The organism is Pseudomonas sp. FW305-96 (assembly GCF_058783825.1).
Genome location: NZ_JBYSYW010000022.1, coordinates 20,367 through 40,554, shown reverse-complemented (window position 1 = coordinate 40,554; position 20,188 = coordinate 20,367). Strand labels below are relative to the sequence as shown.

Sequence of the window (20,188 nt, the reverse complement as noted above, 5' to 3'; positions counted from 1 at the left end):
CAGGATCATTCTAGAGCTATCCCAGCGCTCTATTCTGGATTCAAATCCTTTGAATGTGTGTGTTGCCAGTGCAGAAATCAAATTGCTGCTTAGCATCGACGCAAGACTGAAATTTACTGGGCCGTAGCTCGGCATTATGCCGCTTGGCAACCTTGTGAGTGGTGCCGATACGTCACGCCTGACGCTGGGCGCAAGGTTTTTCGCATCGCTTGGATTAAATAGGAGCGATGTACTGAAGCAATGAAGATATCCACCAGACACAACGGGTATATCGAACTCCTCTGCGATAAAAACACCATCTCTCGCGAGAGTAGGAGGGTCGTCAGCAGTTATAACGGCGCCTTGAACATCTGAAATAAGTTCCCTCAGCAACTCAAGTGAGCAGGGTTTCACGTGAGTTACTACGCTCAGATTTTCAAACCTTGCAGTCAGCGCCTTCTTGAGTACGTCCACTTTATAGCTTCCTACATCTGCAAGCGTCCAAAAGAGCTGGCGATTCAAATTACTCTTTTCTACCACGTCATGATCGGTTAGTATTAGATTTCGTATACCCGCACCTGCTAACAGCATCGCCACTGAACTTCCGATTCCTCCACAACCAGCAATTATAATTTTGGAGTTTTTCAGTATTTCCATGTCGGCTATTACATCTGCACACTGGCGTGCAACACTCAAGAAGTAGCTCGTCGTTCTGCTGGTTACGGGATCTTGAAGAAGCTGCTTCACTTGTTCAATTTCATCGTGCGCACCCTGGATTAAAGCTCCACATTCCTTCAGGGCCTGCTCCAGTGATTGTTCGTCTCCACTTCTGAAACTCGAAATTCCTTTAGGGCCATTTATAATGGTCTCATCGGGTTCCCGGGAAAACAGTACGGAGGGCGCAATAATGGCAACCGGCTTGCCGTGTTTGTAGTAAACTAAATCGTCCATGACTACCTCTTATGTCCGCATCACGCTTTTGAAATAAACGATTAGGAATGGGAAAAGTTTAAGGCTGGTTCAGCTGTCATCTTTTTCCGGTAGTGGAGGCTTTCAAGGCCTGAGAAATCACTGGGAAGCTGGGTGAAGGGCTAATCAAGCGCACGCGGGACAAACCCAGCAGCTCTGATCTAGTTCGCGCCGTGCTGGAGCTGAAGGCCAGCGGCATGTCGAAAACAGAGGTGAGTCGAGCGCTTGATTTACCGGAAGCGACTGTCAGTTGTTATAGGCTCAAGAACTGCCTGGCTAGAAAGGGATTTGTGGTCTTAGGCTCTGTATGAAAAGCCTTGATACTCTGTGATGCTGCGTTGAAAACAGCCTCGGAATGCTCATTTACAACCCGTAAAGTCGGGCGCGACTCCGACCGTTCCTCGGCTGTTTTCGCCTTGCCTGACCTTCGTCTCAAGACTTTTCATACAGACCCTAGCGGTTCATTTCCAGCACACTTCACAAGAAGCGATGGTGCGGGCTGACAACATTCGCCAGTGGAACGAAGTGGGAATTCCACCGCGGGAAATCGCAGTATTGATGCCTCGTCAGGTAGACGACTATGGCTCGGCCCTGATGGCGGAGCTTGTCAGGCGGGGCATTACTTCAAGGAATGACAGCGAGCTGCAGGACTTGCCAAAAGAGCCTGCAGGCCGGCTGATGATCGACTACCTCACCTGCCTGTATGGCAAAGGCCAATCGGATGCCTGGGCGCATCTGATGGACTTGTTCACCCCCTATGAGGAGGCCAGCGCATCCGCAGCAGGCGCAAGGCGCCCACCGAGAGACCGAGCTTAACGAAAAACGCCTGGCCGCGACACGCCGCTCAACGGCGGGTGATCAGGCCCTGGCGGGCGATGCGGGTGAGCTGGCCGATGACCTCGTCGGCATCCTGCGCCGCGGGGGCCTGGATCACGGCCAGGTCGAAGCGGTCGTTGCCATACTGATCGAGCTGGTCACAGCTGTCGGAGAACTGGATGAGGAAGGCACAAGCCTGGCCCTTGCGCCGGGAGAAGCCATCGAGATTGCGCAAAAGCGTGGGTTGATGCTGGCCGCCGAGCAGGATGCGCGGGGTACGGGAAGCCTGGTTCTTGGCCAGGGGGGTCAAACAGACACTGGTACGTGGGCAACTCATGGAGTCTCTCTCCGCCTCGCTGATCCCGCTGGGCAGCGGTGGGAGGCGTCACCGAACCAGCGCTTTAGCGGTATTTCGGATGACCCACCGGGGCCTCTCCTGCGCCCCGCAAGTAGCTGTTTAAATCGGCGCAATCGGTATGCTAGAGGGACACGCCGCAAGTTACAAGCTGCAAGTTGATCGCTTTGACCACTTGCAGCTTGAGGCTTGAAGCTTGCAGCTTTATTTCAGCGTGCGATCACATGGTCCAGCGACAGGCGGCCCGCGCCTTCGATCAGCACCGCCACGGTGCCGGCCAGCAGCGCCAGGGCGAACTCATAACCGTTGTTGGACATGAACAACCCGTTGCCGATATGCACCGAGAAGATCGCCACCACCAGGGTCACGCTGAGTGCCAGCGCAGCCGGGCGGGCCAAAAGGCCGACCACCAGCGCCAGGCCGCCAAAGAACTCGGCGCTACCGGACAGCAGCGCCATGAGGTAGCCCGGAGCCAGGCCGATGCTTTCCATCCACTGGCCGGTGCCTTCCAGGCCGTAGCCACCGAACAGGCCGAAGAGTTTCTGCGCGCCGTGGGCCATGAAGATGACACCGACCAGGATGCGCACGACGCTCAGGCCGTAGCCGGCGCGGGTGTTGAAAAGGGCTTTCAGGGAGTTGTTCATGAGGCGCTTCCTTGTTTGAGCGGGTGTGTGTTGGATGGGCGCCATCATAATCAAGTCATCGAATAATAAAATCGCAAAAAACGCGCAATTAATATCGAATAATTTGATTTGATCAGCGCTTGGCCACCCGCTCCAGGGAGGCACGCTCGCGGTTGAACGCGAGGTAGTACTTGTTGACGCTGTTGACGAAACTCACCGGCCCCATGCCCACCTGCTCCATGGCGATACGCTCGGTCTGGAAGAACCACTGGTTGCCATTGAGTCCCCGTCGCCGGGCTTCGGCGCGCATGGCCTGGACCCGCTCCGGCCCGAGGTTGTAGGCGGCCAGGATGAACGCCATGCGCTCGCGCTCGTTGAGCTGGGGGCTGGCGAAGAACTTGCGGCGGATCAGCGCCAGGTAGCGGGCACTGGCCTGGACATTGCCATCCACCGTGGCGGTGTTGCTCACGCCTACCCGCTGGGCCGCCGACGGCGTGATCTGCATCAGCCCGTGGGCACCGCCGGTGCCACGCGCCTTGGGATCGAGGGTGGACTCCTTGAACGCCAGGGCGGCGAGGTTGAGCCAGTCGAACTGCTGGTCGCCGCCATGTTTCTGCAGCACCGGGCGCAACGCGGCCAAGCGTTGGCGGTCCTGGCGAGCCAAGGGGTTATGCACCCGGTACTGGCGCCGGTAGATGCGCTCGAACGCCGCGTCCTGGTTGTCGGGCGCACGGTAGGTGGCCAGGAAGCGGTCCACCGCCGCACGCAACATCGGCGCATCCTTGCGCAGATACCAGCGCATGGCCTGGGGCGGAGCCAGCTGCAGCTTGCTGTCGACCCGCAGGCGCGGCATCACCCGCGCCCAGCGCTGGGCGATGGGACGCTCCACCACGGTCAGCGGGTAGATGCCCGCCTGGACCATCTCCAGCACATCCTCCACCGCCAACGTCGGGTCGACCCACTCCACCTTGATCGGTGCCCGCTTGCGCAGCGCCAACTGCTGGTTGATCGCCTCGATCGCCGGCCCTGCGGCACTGGCGGTGGTCAGGGCGATGGTGCGCCCGGACAGCTGTTCGGCACGGTTGTAGCCGCGCTCGCCCTTGCGCCCGACCAGTTGCAAGGGAACCTGGTCGAGCACTGGCGCGCTGGCATCGACGCCGCGCACCACGCCGGGGTCGAGCAGTTCACCGGGCGCGGCAAGATCGCCCTCGCCGCGCTGCAGCGCACCAAGCAACTGTTCCTTGGCGCGGGGGATGATCTTCAGGGTGATTTCCTGGCCGTCGGCGACCCGGGCATTGAGGGCATGCTCCAGGGCACGCAGGCGGTAGTACTCGATCCCGACCGGTTCACCCTTTACCTCGCCGGAGCTGTTGCGGCTCTGGTTGACCAACACCCGCAGCACCTTGCTCGAGCGGATCTGCGTCAGGTCACGGGCCTGGCTGGCAGGCACATGCTGCTGCGGCCCCGCCTCGCCGGCAGCGACCGGCCCGGCGGCCAGCAACCCGGACAGCAACAGGCTGGTGAAAAAGGTTCGCACCATGGCGGTAAGGGTCCGAGGGCGGTTGGCAGGCACCATGCGCTGTGATCGATCCGTGATAAATGACCGCAACAGACCACGGCAAACGTTTGAAGTTCTTGGCTTTTTCGCGATATCTGGGTTTTTGCTATGCTGGCCGCCCCGCGGCAAGAGGTAGCACCATGCAACTGATCGATATCGGCGTCAACCTGACCAACAGCAGTTTCCGCGACCAGCAGGCCGCTATCGTCGAGCGTGCCGTGGAAGCCGGCGTGGCACAGATGGTCCTCACCGGCACCAGCCTGGATGTCAGCGCCGAGGCGCTGGAACTGTGCCAGCGCCTGGACGAGCCCGGCCAGCGTCTGTTCGGTACTGCCGGCGTGCACCCCCACGATGCCAGCCACTGGAGCGCCGACAGCGAACGCCAGCTGCGCGAACTGCTCGCTCAGCCACGGGTCGTGGCCGTGGGCGAATGCGGCCTGGACTTCAACCGCGACTTCTCCCCACGCCCCGCCCAGGAAAAGGCCCTGGAGGCGCAGCTGGCGCTGGCGGTCGAGCTGCGCCTGCCGGTGTTCCTCCACGAGCGCGAGGCCAGCGAACGCCTGCTGGCGATCCTCAAAGGCTACCGCGACCACCTGAGCGCGGCGGTGGTGCACTGCTTCACCGGTGAACGCCAGGCACTGTTCGCCTACCTCGACATGGACCTGCATATCGGCATCACCGGCTGGATCTGCGACGAGCGTCGCGGCACCCACCTGCACCCACTGGTCGGCAGCATCCCGCAAGGCCGCCTGATGCTGGAAAGCGACGCGCCCTACCTGCTGCCCCGAAGCCTCAGGCCCAAGCCGAAGAACGGTCGCAACGAGCCTGCGTTCCTTCCCGAAGTGCTGCGCGAGGTGGCACTGCACCGCGGCGAAACGGTGGAGCACACCGCCGCCCATACCAGCACCTGCGCCCGCGCGTTCTTCGGCCTGCCTGAGGTTTCTTGACGCATATCAACGAGGCTTCTGGCCTTGGCGGGCACAATGATGGCACCTTGCCAATAATGTTTCCGCCAACTCAGAGAAGACCTACCATGGGTGCCTGGCTTAGCAACGTTTCCCTCAAATACAAGTTCTGGGCCGTCAACGCAGTGGCCTTCGTCACCACGCTGATGCTGGTGCTCTACGCGGTGCACCTGGAGCAACAAGCCCGCGCCAGCGGCGCCCGGGCGCAAGCGCAGGCCCAGGCCGAACTGCTGGCAGCCTGGCCCGCCGGACAGGCACTGCCCACGCAGGCCAACCTGATCACCTGGCGCAACGGCCAGACGCCGCAATTTGCCGGCGAACCACTCGAAGCCCTGCGCGATGCCCAAGGCTGGGTCGATCTGCCCGGGGCCTGGATCCTCGGCGACAACCCGCTGCGCGGCGCCCAGGTATTGCGCCGGGACGAGCAGCACATCGCCGTGCTTGCCCAGTCCCCTAGCCTGCGTCAGGTCTATTTCGACCGCTTCAGCAACTATGCCGTGTGCGTGCTGATCCTGATGCTGGCGATGCTGTGCGCCTCGCAGTTGCTGATCCGCTTCCTGCTCAGCCAGCTCAACACCCTCAAGGATGTGATGCTGCATGTGGAGAAGACTGGCGACCTCTCGGCCCGGGTGCCGCTGGCCTGCGGCGACGAGGTCGGGCAGATGGCCGGTGCCTTCAACGCCATGCAGACCACATACCACCGCGTGGTCAGCACCGTCGCGCGCACCGCCGCGCAGCTGGATTCGGGTGCCGCGCGCCTGGCCGGCAGCATGGACGAGGTGCGCCACGGCATGATCGGCCAGCAGAGCGAGACCGACCAGGCGGCCACCGCAATCAACGAGATGACCGCCACGGTACACCATATCGCCCAGCACGCCGGCGCCACCCGCGACCTGTCGCAGACCGCCGACACCCTGGCCGGCAGCGGCCAGGCCGTGGTCAGCCGCGTGCAGGATTCGATTGCCGGGCTGTCCAGTGGTGTGCAGCAGACCGCCGAAATGATCCGCCAGCTGGCCGACGACAGCCAGAAGATCAATGGCGTGGTGGGGGTCATCCACAGCATCGCCGAACAGACCAACCTGCTTGCCCTCAACGCCGCCATCGAGGCCGCCCGGGCCGGCGACCTGGGCCGGGGCTTCGCCGTGGTCGCCGACGAGGTGCGCAACCTGGCCAAGCGCGTGCAGACCTCCACCGACGAGATCACCAGCATGGTCGCCGACCTGCAGGCCGGCACCCGCGACGCGGTGGATTTCATGCAGGAAAGCTCGTATAAGGCCGGCGATTGCGTCAAGCAGGCGCGCGAAGCCGGCGAGGCCCTGGCCGAGATCACCAGCGCGGTGGCACAGATGCGCGAAAGCAACACCCAGATCGCCGTGGCCGCCGAGCAGCAGAGCCAAGTGGCCGAGGAAATGAACCGCGCCGTCGTCAGCATCCGCGACGTGACCGAAGAGACCGTGCAGCAGACCGTGGGCTCGGCCACCACCAGCAGCGAACTGGCGACCCTCGCCGGCGAACTGAACAAGGCCATCGGCCAGCTCAAGCTTTGACCAGCACTGGCTATGGTCACCATAGCCAGCCTCGATTGGCCCCCCTGCGGGGGCCGCACTAAGCTTTGGACAGACCCCTGAGGATCCGTCCATGAGCAAACGACTGCCCAACCTGCCCGCCTGGCAATGGCGCGGCTACCACCACAATCACCGCCACCCCACCAACCTGGTGCTGCATCTGATCGCAGTGCCGCTGTTCATCCTGGGCGCGCTGCTGGTGCTGTCGGGGCTGTTCGCGCTGGACCTGTCGCAGATCGCCGTGGGCGTCATTGCTTTGGTCGCCGGGTTGGGCCTGCAACGCCATGGGCACCGCCTGGAAGCCGAGCAGCCCGAGCCTTTCGCCAATCGCCAGGATGCCCTGCAGCGGCTGCTCACCGAGCAGTTCATCACCTTCCCGCGCTTCGTGCTCAGCGGCGCCTGGTGGCGAGCGTGGCGCGAGCGGCACAAGCACGGTAAATGACAAGATCGAGCACACAGCGCCGCTGACGCGGCGCATCGCCGGCAAGCCGGCTCCCACAGGAATGGTATATGACCCAGCGTTAACACGATCGGAGTGGGAGCCGGCTTGTCGTGGCGACGAACCGCGGCGATGGGGCGCAAAGCGGCCCCTGTCCAGGCCTGCCAGACTCAGGCGAACACGGTCACCGTCTGCCGGCTCGACGCCAGCAACTCCCCTTCGGCCGTCCACAACGCAGCGGCCGCATGCCCATAACCATCACGGGCATACTCGGTCTCGACCACATAGCGGCACCAGTCGAGGGTCGACAGCCGCGGCGTTGGCTGCACGAACTCGATGGTCCAGGTCAGCGTGCTACCGGCGGCGGGCTGCTTGAGATATGGCAGCAGGCTGGGCGGCCAGGCATCGACCAGCGCCAGCAGGTGCGCCACCCCGACCGGCTCCTCGGCGACATCACGCAGGCGTACCCAACCGCCCATATGCCGTGAGTCATTGCCACTGAACGGCAGGCCGCCCACCGCCCAGCGAAACGCCACGTGCTGCATGAATTCCGGTGTAATGCCCTTGATGAAGGGCAGCTCCAGTGCCGCCTCCTGCAGCGGCTTCATCGGCATCGCGGCTGGCGCGTCGACCGCCACCACGGAAGGACGACCGGCACCGAAACTGCCCTGCACCAGGGTCACCACCTGGCCATCCTGCACGGCGCGTCCCAGCAAGGTGCTGACTGCCTTGCCCTCGCGCAGCACCTCCACCTCCAGGCTGATCGGCACATCCGGCGCCGCCGGGCCGACGAAGGTGATGGCCAGCGAACGCACCGGGCGGTTGTCGCCGAGCTTCTGGCGCATCGCTTCGTGCACCATCGCCGCCATCAGGCCGCCGAACACCGCGCGGCCCTGGGCCCAGCCAGCCGGCACGCTGACCGCCTCGGGGTGAGCGCGTGCGGCTGTCAGCAATTCTGTGAAGTTCATGTGCCAGGGCTCCTGCGCGAAAAGAACCGATAGTAACCAGCGATCACGCCAGCCACAGCCCGCATTTCGGTCATTTGCCGGGACTAACGGCGCGCCAGGGCTTTCTGCAATGCCTCGAGAGTCAGATCCGAGCGCCCCTCGGCAGCATGCAGCTCATGCTCCCAGGCCACCTTGCAGCCTGCCAGGTCACTGTGCTCGTGCACTTGCAGTAGCCACTGCACGCGGTCATGCCAGTCGCCAAGATCGCCTTGCGCCTTTTTCAACAGACGCTGCAGCCTCTTGCCGGCATGCTCGAGTTGGGGGTAGGCCTCGTCCCCGTAGCGAACGCGCTTGATCAGCAGGCGCAGACGATGCCGATCATGGGCCGGGTCGTCCAGCGCCCTGGCCAGCTTGCGCCATTGCTTCTCCAGGCGCTTGTCGATGCGCCTGCGCATGCCTTGCGTCAAGCCTTCGCGGTCGGCAGCACGCAAAAACAGCGGAAAGGCGTCGAGGATCGCCAGCACCCGAGTAAGCTGGGCACTGGACGCGACGCCGGCAAAGGTCCGTGCCCTCCCCTCCTGGCGGCGCTCGCCGGCCTGCACATGACCGCGCCCGACCAGTTGCGCGGCCAGCACTTCACGGTCACGCAACGGTGTGGTGAGCGTGCCCAGTGCCCCCGCCGCTTCCTCCAACTGCTCGACACCCGGCAAGCCACGCAAAGGCCGCAACAAACTGCGCAGCCGCCGTAGGGTGGTGCGCAGGTCGTGCAGCGCCTCGCTGTCGGTATCGGCGGCGAGGCGCTCGCGACAGGCCAGCATTCCCACCTGCAGGGCCAGGACCCTGGAAACCACATGGTCGATCATGCTCGGCATGTGACGCTCCTCACTCAACGCCCGGCGCGGGACTCACGAATGTAGAAACGCGCTTTCTCGGCCTTGTGGGTACAACCTTCAAAGCCTTCGAACTGCTGCTGGGTCTTGGCACCGGTCAGCAGCGACAACGCCTTGGAATAGCTCACGGTGCCGGCAAAGCCTTCGGCCTTGGCCAGGTCAAGTTCCTTCCAGGCGGCATCGAGCTGGGTCGCGCAACTGTCACGGTAGGCCGTCTTGCCCGCGCAGCCGGCCAAGGCCAGGGCAATCAGAGGAAGGGTGATCCAGGCTTTCATCGGTAATACCTCGAGGGTGGAAACTGAAGTGGCCGTTCGACGGCAAAGCAAACAAAAAGTGCCCTGCTCAGCGTAGTCCAGCACGGACTACATTGAAGCACAGGCGGCATGGGTGCATTGTTGGACCATGGTTGCACAGGCACAGGGGGAAAAAATCATGGGCAAACGCGTGGCGTTGGTGCTGGGCTCGGGCGGGGCCCGAGGGTACGCGCACATCGGTGTGATCGAGGAGATCGAACGCCGCGGCTACGAGATCGCATGCATCGCCGGTTGCTCCATGGGCGCGGTGATCGGCGGCATCTACGCCGCCGGCAAGCTCGACGAGTACCGCAGCTGGATCGAGAGCCTGGACTACCTGGACGTGCTGCGCCTGGTCGATGTCAGCTTTCGCCTGGGCGCCATTCGTGGCGACAAGGTGTTCGGGCAGATCCGCAAGATCGTCGGTGAAATCAACATCGAGCAATTACGCATTCCCTACACGGCGGTCGCTACCGACCTGACCAACCAACAGGAAATATGGTTCCAGGAGGGCTGCCTGCACCAGGCCATGCGCGCCTCGGCGGCCATTCCCAGCCTGTTCACCCCGGTGGTGCAAGGTAATCGCATGCTGGTCGATGGCGGTATTCTCAATCCGTTGCCGATCGTCCCGGTGGTGTCCAGCCACTGCGACCTGATCATCGCCGTCAACCTCAACGCCACCAACCAGAAGCAGTATCAGTTGCCGGTGATCGAGCGCCCGGCGGCGTTCAAGATGCGTTTCGACGCCTTGATCAGCTCGCTGGGGTCGCGCCTGCCGTTCCGGCGCAAGCCGGCCGAACAGCTGATCCGCCTGGAGCAGGAGATCGTCGCCGAAGGGCTGGCCTCATCCAACCCCTGGCTGGGCGAGAGCGCCGAACCGCAGGGCCAGCAGCCGGCGGCGGCGCCACAGAGCGAAGGCGCGCCCAAGTCGGCCACTGGCTCGTTCATCGTCGACAACGTCGGCCCCGCGTCCTTGCTGGACCTGATCAACCAGAGTTTCGAAGTGATGCAGACGTCGTTGGCGCAGTACAAGATCGCCGGGTATCCGCCGGATGTGCTGATCAACGTACCCAAGCGGGTGTGCCGGTTCTTCGAGTTCTACAAGGCGCCGGAGTTGATCGCCCTGGGGCGGGAGATCGCCCGGGACACGCTGGACAACCATGAGGGAATCCGGCGTCCCTGAAACAAGTCCGTGCACACCTGCCGCAGGTCGTCATGCAGGAGCGGGCTTGCCCCGCGATGAACCAAAGCCAGAAACGAAACAGGCCGCATAAGCGGCCTGTTTCGCGATCAGCACACGACTCAGTAGCGGGTGATGTCGGCACTGCCTTCAAGCAGCTTGCGATAGGCCGCGAAGTCTTGCGAACCGGCACGCGATGCGAGATAGCGACGGATCTGCGCCTTCTCTTCATCGGTGGCGGCAGCACCTTCGTTGACGCCCTTCAGTTGCAGGACCACCAGGCTGCCATCGCCCAGCACCACGCTGCCGTAGACTGGCTTGTCCTTGGCCGCTGGCTTGCCGAGGCGGAACACCGCCTGCAGCTCGGCCGGGTCGATGCCATCCTGGCCACGGGTGACCGCTTCATGGAGCTTCCAGCCCTGACCTTCGGCCTTGACCGAGCCATCCCGCAGGCCGGCGATCAGTTTGTCGGCCTTGGCCTTGAGTTCGGCAATCGCCTTCTCCTTGGCCAGGTGCTCGCTGATGTTCTTGGCCACGGCCTCCAACGGCAGCTGCTCGGGCTTGCGGTGCTCCTTGACGCGCACGACCACCACGGTTTCCGGATCGAGTTCGATGGCGTTGCTGTTGGCGCCCTCTTCCAGCACCTGTTCGCTGAACGCGGCCTGGATCACCGCACGGTTGGCAGTGATGCCTTCGCCGCCCTCGCGACCAAAGGCTGCGGAGGTGTGTACCTTCAGGCCCAGGTCCTGGGCCGGCTGGGCCAGGTCGGAAGCTTCGAAGGCGGTGTCTTCGAGCTGCTTGGTGGCCTCGACGAAGCGCTGCTCCACCTGCTGGGTCTTCAGCTCGTGGGTCAGTTTGTCCTTCAGGCTGGCGAAGCTCGGTACGTCCGGCGCCTGCACGCCCAGCAGCTTGATCAGGTGGTAGCCGAACTCGGTGCGTACGGGTGCCGATACCTGGTCCTTGTTCAGCTTGTACAGCGCGTCCTCGAAGGCCGGGTCGTACACGCCAGGGCCGGCGAAGCCGAGGTCACCACCGGTGTTGGCCGAACCCGGGTCCTGGGAGAATTCCTTGGCCAGCTTGGCAAAGTCCTCGCCTTTGCCCAGGCGCTGCTGGATCTCTTCGATGCGGGCCTTGGCCTTGGCATCGTCAGTCTTGTCGTTGACCTCGATCAGGATGTGCGCGGCATGGCGCTGCTCGCCCAGATTGGCGATTTCCTTCTCGTACAGGGCCTTGAGCTCGCCCTCGTCGACCTTGACCTGATCGAAGAAGGCCGACTTCTTCAGCTCGAGGTAATCGATGACCACTTGATCCGGGGTCATGAATTCCTTGGCGTGCTGGTCGTAGTGCGCCTTGACCTCGTCATCGCTCACCTTGACCGCGGCCGGATCGGCCTTGAAGGTCTGCGAAGCGAAATCACGGGTCTGCTTCTCGAGGCGGGCGAAGGCTTCAACCTGCTTGTCGGTGACGAAGCTGCTGCCGGCAAGGCCGGTGCGCAGTTGGCCGATGAGCATTTCCTGGGCGAGCATCTCGCGGAACTGCATGCGCCCGTAGCCCATCTGGCGGATGACCGAATCGAAGCGCTCGGCGCTGAACTTGCCATCGACCTGGAATTCAGGCGTCTGCAGGATCAGCTGATCCAGCGCGGCCTCGGAAAAAGCGAACTTGGCATCTTCGGCACCCTGCAACAGCAGCTTGCGATCGATCAGCCCCTTGAGCGCGGCTTCGCGCAGCATCTTCTCGTCCAGCAGCGCTGGGTCGAAATCCTTGCCCAACTGTTGCATCAGCTGGCGGCGCTGCATGTCCACGGCCTGGCTCAGCTCGTTCTGGCTGATGGTCTGGCCGTTCACCTTGGCGGCGTCCTGGCTATGGCTGGCGGCCTGGAAAATGGCCTCGAAACCGGTCAACGCCATCAGTACGACGATGAGGCCGATGATGGTCTTGGCAATCCAACCTTGTGAATTGTCCCTGATATTCTGCAGCATGCGTCCCCCAGAAACGGCTGTACCACTGCGTCGACAACCGCGGAGCGTGGGTAGAATCCTGATAGAAGAAAGGCGCATCCAGTGGATGCGCCTTTTCGAAGCGAGCGTGCCAGCGGGAACGTTTGCGACCCGCCGTCACGCGGTCGGCCCTGGCGACGCCCGGGCCGGCTGAAAGACGACTTAGTTGACGGCGTCTTTCAGGCCCTTGCCAGCTTTGAAGCCAGGAACCTTGGCGGCAGCGATCTTGATCGCCTTGCCGGTTTGCGGGTTACGGCCGGTGCGCTCAGCGCGCTCCTTGACCGAGAAGGTGCCGAAGCCAACCAGGACAACATCGTCACCGGCTTTCAGGGCGCCTTGAACGGATTCGATCACTGCGTCCAGCGCACGGCCGGCTACAGCTTTCGGGATGTCAGCGGATGCGGCGATAGCGTCAATCAGTTCCGACTTGTTCACTCTAAGTCCCCTTATTTCTCTATTGAGTTTGTTTCTAAGTATGTAATGAAAAGCTTATGAAACGAGCGCTGGGTGGCCTGTTGACACTGGCGTGCCGCTTTATAGCAAGGGGCCGAAAATGCTGTCAACCAAAGCCCCCCAGCGAAATACGTACTAGTGCGTGCTGATTCTTTCCTTAGCATCGCCGTCGCGCTTCTCATCTTTCGCGACAATCTCCGGAGCCACATCTGGCAAGGGCTCCGGGGCGTATTGCAGCGCAATTTGGAGGACTTCGTCAATCCATTTGACCGGTTTGATCTGAAGATCCTGTTTGATGTTTTCCGGAATCTCCTTCAAGTCGCGAACATTCTCTTCCGGAATGATCACCGTCTTGATCCCGCCACGGTGTGCCGCCAGGAGTTTTTCCTTGAGCCCGCCAATGGCCAGAACCTGGCCACGCAAGGTGATCTCACCGGTCATCGCCACATCGGCGCGAACCGGGATCTGGGTCAGGGCCGACACCAGCGCGGTGCACATGCCGATACCGGCGCTAGGGCCATCCTTGGGCGTGGCACCTTCGGGCATGTGGATGTGAACGTCGCGCTTCTCGTGGAAGTCTGCAGCGATCCCCAGGCTTTGAGCGCGGCTGCGCACCACCGTCTGCGCGGCGGTGATCGACTCGACCATGACGTCTCCGAGCGAACCGGTCTTGATCAATTGCCCCTTGCCGGGAATAACCACCGCCTCGATGGTCAGCAGCTCACCACCCACCTGAGTCCAGGCCAGGCCCGTGACCTGGCCGATTTGATCCTGCTGCTCGGCCAGGCCGTAGCGGAACTTGCGCACGCCCAGCAACTGCTCGAGCTGCTCACCGGTTACCTTGACCTTCACCTGCTTGGCACCGGTGTGCTCCTTGACCACTTTGCGGCAGACCTTGGCGATCTGGCGCTCCAGGCCACGCACGCCGGCCTCGCGGGTGTAGTAGCGAATGATGTCGCGAATGGCCGAAACGTCGACCTCCAGCTCATCCTTCTTCAAACCATTGGCCTTGACCTGCTTGGGCACCAGGTACTTGACCGCGATGTTGATCTTTTCGTCCTCGGTGTAGCCCGGCAGGCGGATGACTTCCATGCGATCAAGCAGCGCCGGCGGGATGTTCATCGAGTTCGAGGTGCACAGGAACATCACGTCCGAGAGGTCGTAGTCGACCTCCAGGTAGTGATCGTTGAAGTTGTGGTTCTGCTCGGGGTCGAGCACCTCCAGCAACGCCGAGGCCGGGTCACCGCGCATGTCGCTGCCCATCTTGTCGATCTCGTCGAGCAGGAACAGCGGGTTGCGTACACCGACCTTGGTCATTTTCTGAATCAGACGACCGGGCATCGAGCCGATGTAGGTACGACGGTGGCCACGGATCTCGGCCTCGTCACGCACGCCGCCCAACGCCATGCGCACGAACTTGCGGTTGGTGGCGGCGGCGATCGACTCGGCCAGCGAGGTCTTGCCCACGCCAGGTGGCCCGACCAGGCACAACACCGGGCCACGGATCTTCTTCACCCGCTTCTGCACGGCGAGATACTCGAGGATGCGTTCCTTGACCTCTTCCAGACCGTAGTGGTCCGCGTCGAGGATCTCCTCGGCCTTGGTCAGGTCCAGGCGCACCTTGCTCTGGGCTTTCCACGGCACCTGCACCAGCCAGTCGAGGTACGAACGCACCACGGTGGCTTCGGCCGACATCGGCGACATCTGCTTGAGCTTGTTCAGCTCGGCCTGGGCCTTGGCCAGGGCGTCCTTGGGCAAGCCTGCGGCGTCGATGCGCTTCTTCAGCTCCTCGACTTCGTTGTGGCCTTCGTCGCCATCGCCAAGCTCCTTCTGAATGGCCTTCATCTGCTCATTCAGGTAGTACTCGCGCTGGCTGCGCTCCATCTGCTTCTTCACGCGACCGCGAATGCGTTTCTCAACCTGCAGCAGGTCGATCTCGGCATCGAGCAGCGCCAGCACGTGTTCGACACGCGCCTGCAGGTCGACGATCTCGAGGATTTCCTGCTTCTGCTCGATCTTCAACGCCATGTGCGCGGCCATGGTATCGACCAGGCGCCCAGGCTCCTCGATGCTGTTGAGCGAGGACAACACTTCGGCCGGGACTTTCTTGCCCAGTTGCACGTATTGCTCGAACTGAGACAGCAGGGTGCGCACGAAGACCTCGGACTCGCGCTCGGCGGTCTCGACTTCGTCGATCAGGCTGACTTCGGCACGGATATGGCCATCGACTTCATTGAAGCGCTCGACAGCGCCACGCTGCTCACCCTCGACCAGCACCTTGACGGTGCCATCGGGCAGCTTGAGCAGTTGCAGCACGGTGGCGACAGTGCCCACGCGATACAGGGCGTCTTCACCCGGATCGTCGTCGGCAGGATTCTTCTGGGCCAGCAGGAGGATCTGCTTCTCGCCCGTCATCGCGGCCTCGAGGGCCTCGATGGACTTCTCACGCCCCACGAACAGTGGGATGACCATGTGCGGATAGACGACTACGTCGCGCAATGGCAAAAGAGGCAAGTCGAGGGTGGTCTTCATGATTTCGCCTCTACAGCGGCCATGTGGCCGGAAACCGTTGGAAATGGTGCTTGGGGCTAATGTGGGGGCAGCCCTGGGAAATTACAAGCGCCCAGGCCATGAAATGCAAAAAGGGGCCAAAAAGGCCCCTTCCTGTTGCTACCCCGTTCCCGATCAGGCGTCGGGAGCGGCCTTGGCTTGCGGCTCGCTGTTCTCGTAGATCAGCAGCGGCTGCGAAGAGCCTTCGATAACGCTTTCGTCGATCACCACCTTGCTGACATCCTTCTGCGAAGGAATCTCGTACATGGTGTCGAGCAGCACGCCCTCGAGGATCGAACGCAGGCCACGGGCGCCGGTCTTGCGCTCCAGCGCCTTGCGCGCAACGGCCTTGAGCGCATCGCTGCGGAACTCGAGGTCGACGCTTTCCATCTCGAACAGCTTGGCGTATTGCTTGGTCAACGCGTTCTTCGGCTCGGTGAGGATCTGCATCAGCGCAGCCTCGTCCAGCTCGTCCAGCGTCGCCAGAACCGGCAGACGGCCGACGAACTCCGGAATCAGGCCGAACTTGACCAGATCGTCCGGCTCGACCTCACGCAGCGACTCGCCGACCTTCTTGCCCTCTTCCTTGCTGCGCACTTCGGCGCTGAAGCCGATGCCGCCCTTGGTGGAGCGGTTCTGGATGACCTTTTCCAGGCCAGAGAACGCGCCACCGCAGATGAACAGGATGTTGCGGGTATCAACCTGCAGGAACTCCTGTTGCGGGTGCTTGCGACCGCCTTGCGGCGGCACCGAGGCAACGGTGCCCTCGATCAGCTTCAACAGCGCCTGCTGCACGCCCTCGCCCGAGACGTCACGGGTGATGGACGGGTTGTCCGACTTGCGCGAGATCTTGTCGATCTCGTCGATGTAGACAATGCCCATCTGGGCCTTTTCCACGTCGTAGTCGCACTTCTGCAGCAGTTTCTGAATGATGTTCTCGACGTCCTCACCGACATAACCGGCTTCGGTCAGGGTGGTGGCGTCGGCAATGGTGAACGGTACGTTCAGCAGGCGCGCGAGTGTCTCGGCCAGCAGCGTCTTGCCCGAGCCGGTCGGCCCGATCAGCAGGATGTTGCTCTTGCCCAGTTCGACTTCGTCGCCCTTCTTGTCACGCTGGTTCAGGCGCTTGTAGTGGTTGTACACCGCTACCGCCAGCACCTTTTTCGCGCGTTCCTGACCAATGACGTACTGGTCCAGGATACCGCTGATTTCTTTCGGCGAGGGTAGCTTGTGCGCGTTGCTCTCGGCCTGGGCTTCCTGCACCTCCTCACGGATGATGTCGTTGCACAGGTCGACGCACTCGTCGCAGATAAATACCGAGGGGCCGGCAATCAACTTGCGCACTTCGTGCTGGCTTTTGCCGCAGAAGGAGCAATAGAGCAATTTGCCGTTGTCCTCGCCGTTACGGGTGTCAGTCATTCGATCGATCCAATCCGGTAGGCTTGAAACACAAGATGAAGGCAATCGCTGGCTTTTTCAAGTCCGCGGGTAGGCGCAATCTGCACCCACCCGCTCTGGCGCATTGCTTCAGGATGCCAGTTGCCGCTTGTCGTAGACCGAGTCGATCAGGCCATACTCGGCCGCGCGCGCAGCGCTCATGAAGTTGTCACGCTCGGTGTCGCGCTTGATGGTTTCCAGCGGCTGGCCGGTGTGATGGGCCAGCAGCTCGTTCAGGCGCGCCTTGATGTTGAGGATTTCCTGGGCGTGGATCTCGATATCGGTCGCCTGGCCCTGGAAGCCGCCCAGCGGCTGGTGAATCATCACCCGCGAGTTGGGCAGGCAGTGGCGCTTGCCGGCGGCACCAGCCGCGAGCAGGAAGGCGCCCATGCTGCAGGCCTGGCCGATACAGATGGTCGAGACGTCCGGCTTGATGAACTGCATGGTGTCGTAGATCGACATGCCAGCTGTCACGGAGCCGCCTGGGGAGTTGATGTAAAGATGGATATCCTTGTCCGGGTTTTCCGCCTCAAGGAACAGCAGTTGCGCCACTACCAGGTTGGCCATGTAGTCCTCTACAGGGCCGACCAGGAAGATCACGCGCTCCTTCAGGAGGCGCGAATAGATGTCGTAGGCGCGTTCGCCACGGGCGGACTGCTCGATAACCATCGGGACCAGGCCGCCCGCGGCCTGGATGTCAGAGCTCTGCTGAATATAAGAATTGCGGGACATGTCCTGCACTCACTCCCAAATAGTCATGGCTTGAATACGCACAAGCCAGCGCGAAGGCTGGCTTGTGGGGGTTTCCTACGAGAGTAGCCTGTTACTCAGCGTCGGCAGCTGCCTGGGCTGGTTTCACCGCTTCTTCGTACGAGACCGATTTGTCGGTCACAGTCGCTTTCTGCAGGACAGTATCTACAACTTGTTCTTCCAGTACAACCGAACGCACTTCGTTCAGTTGCTGGTCGTTCTTGTAGTACCAGGCGATGACCTGCTCAGGCTCCTGGTAGGCCGAGGCCATCTCTTCGATGACTTCGCGAACCTTGGCTTCGTCCGGCTTCAGGTCGAACTGCTTGACCACTTCGGCAACGATCAGGCCCAGGACCACGCGGCGCTTGGCCTGCTCTTCGAACATCTCGGCTGGCAGCTGCTCAGGCTTGATGTTGCCACCGAACTGCTGAACGGCCTGCACGCGCAGACGGTTGACTTCGTTTTCCAACAGGGCTTTCGGCACGTCGACCGGGTTGGCGGCCAGCAGACCGTCCATGACCTGGTTCTTGACCTTGGTCTTGATGGCCTGGCGCAGTTCACGCTCCATGTTCTTGCGAACTTCGGCGCGGAAGCCTTCCAGGGTCGATTCCTTGATACCGAACTGGGCGAAGAAGGCTTCGTTCAGTTCTGGCAGCACAGGAGCCGAAACGCTGTTGACGGTAATGGTGAACTCGGCGGCCTTGCCTGCCAGGTCCAGGTTCTGGTAGTCCTCTGGGAAGGTCACGTTGACCACGCGCTCTTCGCCAGCCTTGGCGCCAACCAGACCTTCTTCGAAGCCCGGGATCATGCGGCCGGAGCCCAGTACCAGCTGGGTGCCCTTGGCCGAACCACCGGCGAAGGCTTCACCGTCGATCTTGCCGACGAAGTCGATGTTGACCTGGTCGTCGTTCTGCGCGGCGCGCTCGACAGCCTCGAAGCGGGTGTTCTGCTTGCGCAGGACTTCCAGCATGTTGTCCAGGTCGGCGTCAGCCACTTCGGCGCTCAGGCGCTCGACAGCGATCGAGTCGAAACCGGCAACGGTGAACTCAGGGAAGACTTCGAAGATGGCGACGAACTCGAGGTCCTTGCCTTTTTCGAACGATTTTGGCTCGACGGCAGGAGCGCCGGCCGGGTTCAGCTTCTGCTCGACGATGGCTTCGTAGAAGGAAGCCTGGACCAGGTCACCGAAGGCTTCCTGACGGGCATCGGCCTCGAAACGCTGGCGGATCACGCTCATTGGCACCTTGCCCGGGCGGAAGCCCGCGATCTTGGCGCGCTTGGCAGTCTGCTGCAGACGCTTGTTGACTTCGTTCTCGACGCGCTCGGCCGGAACGGCGATGGTCATGCGGCGCTCGAGAGCGGAAGTGTTTTCAACAGAAACTTGCATGGATATTCCTCGTTGCACAGACGTTAGCCGGCGATAACCCGACTCCAGAATCAAGGGCAAACATTCTAGTGACTCGCGCACCAGAAGTCACCCCACCCGGATTGTCGGCGAAACACGCCGGTCGATTTCCCTGGAAGGCCCGCACGACGGGGCGTCGAGCCTATTCATATAACGACCGCGCGCCACCTCGAATGCCGCGCAGTTGTAAAACCTTGTCAAACAAACAACAGCCTGGGCGATCGCCAGTTTTATTGCGGCTCGATCTCGTTGAACTGGCAGTATTCTTCCCAAGCCAGGCCCAACGCCTCGGCCACCTCGCGGTGCACTTCCAGGCGCATGGCCTGCAACTGCTCCGGCGACTCGGCGATCAACTGCAACGCGTACTCCCAAGGCTGGACGCCCTGCTCCTGGGCTGCATCCTCGAACGCCCATTCGATCTGCTGGGCCTGCTCACCGGCATCCAGCTCACGGATTTCTTCGAGCAACTGCGGATTTGCCTCGGCAAAACGCTGCAGCGCCAGGGCCTGGCGCGCCTCTTTTGCAATCATTTGCGCTACTCCTCTGCCAGTCTGTTCAGCCAGGCATTCAACCGGCTGAAATCTAACAGCTTTTATCGCCTGACCACCAGTAGCCACAGGCACCGGATGGCAGAAACAAAAAAGGCGCCCGATCATTCGATCCGGGCGCCTTCTGAAAATATGGGGTGGACGATGGGAATCGAACCCACGACAACCGGAATCACAATCCGGCGCTCTACCAACTGAGCTACGCCCACCATAATGCAGTGTTGCGGTACAGCCTTACAGAAACATGGTGCGGACGAAGAGACTCGAACTCTTACAGCTTGCGCCGCTGGAACCTAAATCCAGTGTGTCTACCAATTTCACCACGTCCGCATGAAACGCTTAGAACAAGGGCGCCGGATCATTCAATCGAGGCGCCCCTGAAAAATCTGGGGTGGACGATGGGAATCGAACCCACGACAACCGGAATCACAATCCGGCGCTCTACCAACTGAGCTACGCCCACCAT

At 61.9% G+C, this 20,188-nt stretch carries 18 protein-coding genes and 3 tRNA genes; 4 read left to right on the top strand and 17 right to left on the bottom strand.

Going from position 1 to position 20,188, the window contains the following annotated elements; genetic code table 11:
- From AC3WL2_RS16975 to AC3WL2_RS16960, 4 genes are all read right to left on the bottom strand, one after another.
- The coding region (locus AC3WL2_RS16975; RefSeq protein ID WP_102683247.1) for a ThiF family adenylyltransferase at window positions 1–930 on the bottom strand (930 nt) is incomplete at its 3' end.
- A gap of 862 nt (window positions 931–1,792) precedes the next feature.
- Complete coding sequence (locus AC3WL2_RS16970; RefSeq protein WP_046854898.1) at window positions 1,793–2,101, bottom strand: hypothetical protein; 309 nt, start codon at window positions 2,099–2,101, stop codon at window positions 1,793–1,795.
- A gap of 227 nt (window positions 2,102–2,328) precedes the next feature.
- Window positions 2,329–2,763 (bottom strand): DoxX family protein, encoded by a 435-nt coding sequence (locus AC3WL2_RS16965; RefSeq protein WP_102683246.1) that lies wholly within the window; start codon window positions 2,761–2,763, stop codon window positions 2,329–2,331.
- A gap of 112 nt (window positions 2,764–2,875) precedes the next feature.
- The gene (locus tag AC3WL2_RS16960; protein WP_102683284.1) at window positions 2,876–4,282 is read right to left on the bottom strand and encodes an MltF family protein; all 1,407 of its coding nucleotides are present in this window, start codon (window positions 4,280–4,282) and stop codon (window positions 2,876–2,878) included.
- A 158-nt stretch (window positions 4,283–4,440) separates the two neighbouring features.
- Between AC3WL2_RS16960 and AC3WL2_RS16955 the strand changes: the two genes are divergently transcribed.
- The 3 genes from AC3WL2_RS16955 (at window position 4,441) to AC3WL2_RS16945 (ending at window position 7,272) form a co-directional block, all read left to right on the top strand.
- The gene (locus AC3WL2_RS16955; protein ID WP_102683245.1) at window positions 4,441–5,247 is read left to right on the top strand and encodes a TatD family hydrolase; all 807 of its coding nucleotides are present in this window, start codon (window positions 4,441–4,443) and stop codon (window positions 5,245–5,247) included.
- 86 nt (window positions 5,248–5,333) lie between these two features.
- A complete protein-coding gene (locus tag AC3WL2_RS16950; RefSeq protein WP_102683244.1) occupies window positions 5,334–6,812 on the top strand; it encodes a methyl-accepting chemotaxis protein in 1,479 nt (492 codons plus the stop codon).
- Window positions 6,813–6,903: 91 nt separating this feature from the next.
- Entirely contained in the window at window positions 6,904–7,272 is a 369-nt protein-coding gene (locus AC3WL2_RS16945) for an Mpo1-like protein (RefSeq protein ID WP_102683243.1), read from the top strand.
- 167 nt (window positions 7,273–7,439) lie between these two features.
- Here the strand turns inward: AC3WL2_RS16945 and AC3WL2_RS16940 are convergent, their stop codons facing one another.
- The 3 genes from AC3WL2_RS16940 to AC3WL2_RS16930 form a co-directional block, all read right to left on the bottom strand.
- Window positions 7,440–8,237 carry an acyl-CoA thioesterase gene (locus AC3WL2_RS16940; protein ID WP_102683242.1) on the bottom strand — a complete coding sequence of 266 codons (798 nt, stop codon included), beginning with the start codon at window positions 8,235–8,237 and terminating at the stop codon, window positions 7,440–7,442.
- An 83-nt stretch (window positions 8,238–8,320) separates the two neighbouring features.
- A complete protein-coding gene (locus tag AC3WL2_RS16935; RefSeq protein WP_102683241.1) occupies window positions 8,321–9,088 on the bottom strand; it encodes a CHAD domain-containing protein in 768 nt (255 codons plus the stop codon).
- A 14-nt stretch (window positions 9,089–9,102) separates the two neighbouring features.
- Window positions 9,103–9,381, bottom strand: coding sequence for a hypothetical protein (locus AC3WL2_RS16930; protein WP_102683240.1), 279 nt, complete (start codon window positions 9,379–9,381; stop codon window positions 9,103–9,105).
- Window positions 9,382–9,538: 157 nt separating this feature from the next.
- On the opposite strand from AC3WL2_RS16930, the gene AC3WL2_RS16925 reads away from it, so the two are divergent.
- The gene (locus AC3WL2_RS16925) at window positions 9,539–10,582 is read left to right on the top strand and encodes a patatin-like phospholipase family protein (RefSeq protein ID WP_102683239.1); all 1,044 of its coding nucleotides are present in this window, start codon (window positions 9,539–9,541) and stop codon (window positions 10,580–10,582) included.
- Window positions 10,583–10,701: 119 nt separating this feature from the next.
- On the opposite strand, the gene AC3WL2_RS16920 is transcribed toward AC3WL2_RS16925, so the two are convergent.
- From AC3WL2_RS16920 to AC3WL2_RS16875, 10 genes are all read right to left on the bottom strand, one after another.
- A complete protein-coding gene (locus AC3WL2_RS16920; protein WP_102683238.1) occupies window positions 10,702–12,561 on the bottom strand; it encodes a SurA N-terminal domain-containing protein in 1,860 nt (619 codons plus the stop codon).
- A gap of 180 nt (window positions 12,562–12,741) precedes the next feature.
- On the bottom strand, window positions 12,742–13,014 hold the full coding sequence (locus AC3WL2_RS16915; protein WP_023629739.1) for an HU family DNA-binding protein: 273 nt from the start codon (window positions 13,012–13,014) through the stop codon (window positions 12,742–12,744).
- 153 nt (window positions 13,015–13,167) lie between these two features.
- Window positions 13,168–15,564 (bottom strand): endopeptidase La, encoded by a 2,397-nt coding sequence (gene lon / locus AC3WL2_RS16910; RefSeq protein WP_102683237.1) that lies wholly within the window; start codon window positions 15,562–15,564, stop codon window positions 13,168–13,170.
- A 153-nt stretch (window positions 15,565–15,717) separates the two neighbouring features.
- Entirely contained in the window at window positions 15,718–17,001 is a 1,284-nt protein-coding gene (gene clpX / locus AC3WL2_RS16905; protein ID WP_031314790.1) for an ATP-dependent Clp protease ATP-binding subunit ClpX, read from the bottom strand.
- 108 nt (window positions 17,002–17,109) lie between these two features.
- Window positions 17,110–17,751 carry an ATP-dependent Clp endopeptidase proteolytic subunit ClpP gene (clpP, locus tag AC3WL2_RS16900; RefSeq protein ID WP_023629742.1) on the bottom strand — a complete coding sequence of 214 codons (642 nt, stop codon included), beginning with the start codon at window positions 17,749–17,751 and terminating at the stop codon, window positions 17,110–17,112.
- Window positions 17,752–17,842: 91 nt separating this feature from the next.
- The gene (gene tig, locus AC3WL2_RS16895; RefSeq protein WP_102683236.1) at window positions 17,843–19,156 is read right to left on the bottom strand and encodes a trigger factor; all 1,314 of its coding nucleotides are present in this window, start codon (window positions 19,154–19,156) and stop codon (window positions 17,843–17,845) included.
- A gap of 248 nt (window positions 19,157–19,404) precedes the next feature.
- Window positions 19,405–19,704, bottom strand: a complete 300-nt coding sequence (locus tag AC3WL2_RS16890) for a DUF6388 family protein (protein WP_102683235.1) — start codon at window positions 19,702–19,704, stop codon at window positions 19,405–19,407.
- Window positions 19,705–19,855: 151 nt separating this feature from the next.
- Window positions 19,856–19,931: transfer RNA gene (locus tag AC3WL2_RS16885), tRNA-His, on the bottom strand.
- A 36-nt stretch (window positions 19,932–19,967) separates the two neighbouring features.
- Window positions 19,968–20,052: transfer RNA gene (locus tag AC3WL2_RS16880), tRNA-Leu, on the bottom strand.
- A gap of 57 nt (window positions 20,053–20,109) precedes the next feature.
- Window positions 20,110–20,185 (bottom strand) — tRNA-His (locus AC3WL2_RS16875).
- Between the last annotated feature and the right edge of the window lie 3 nt (window positions 20,186–20,188).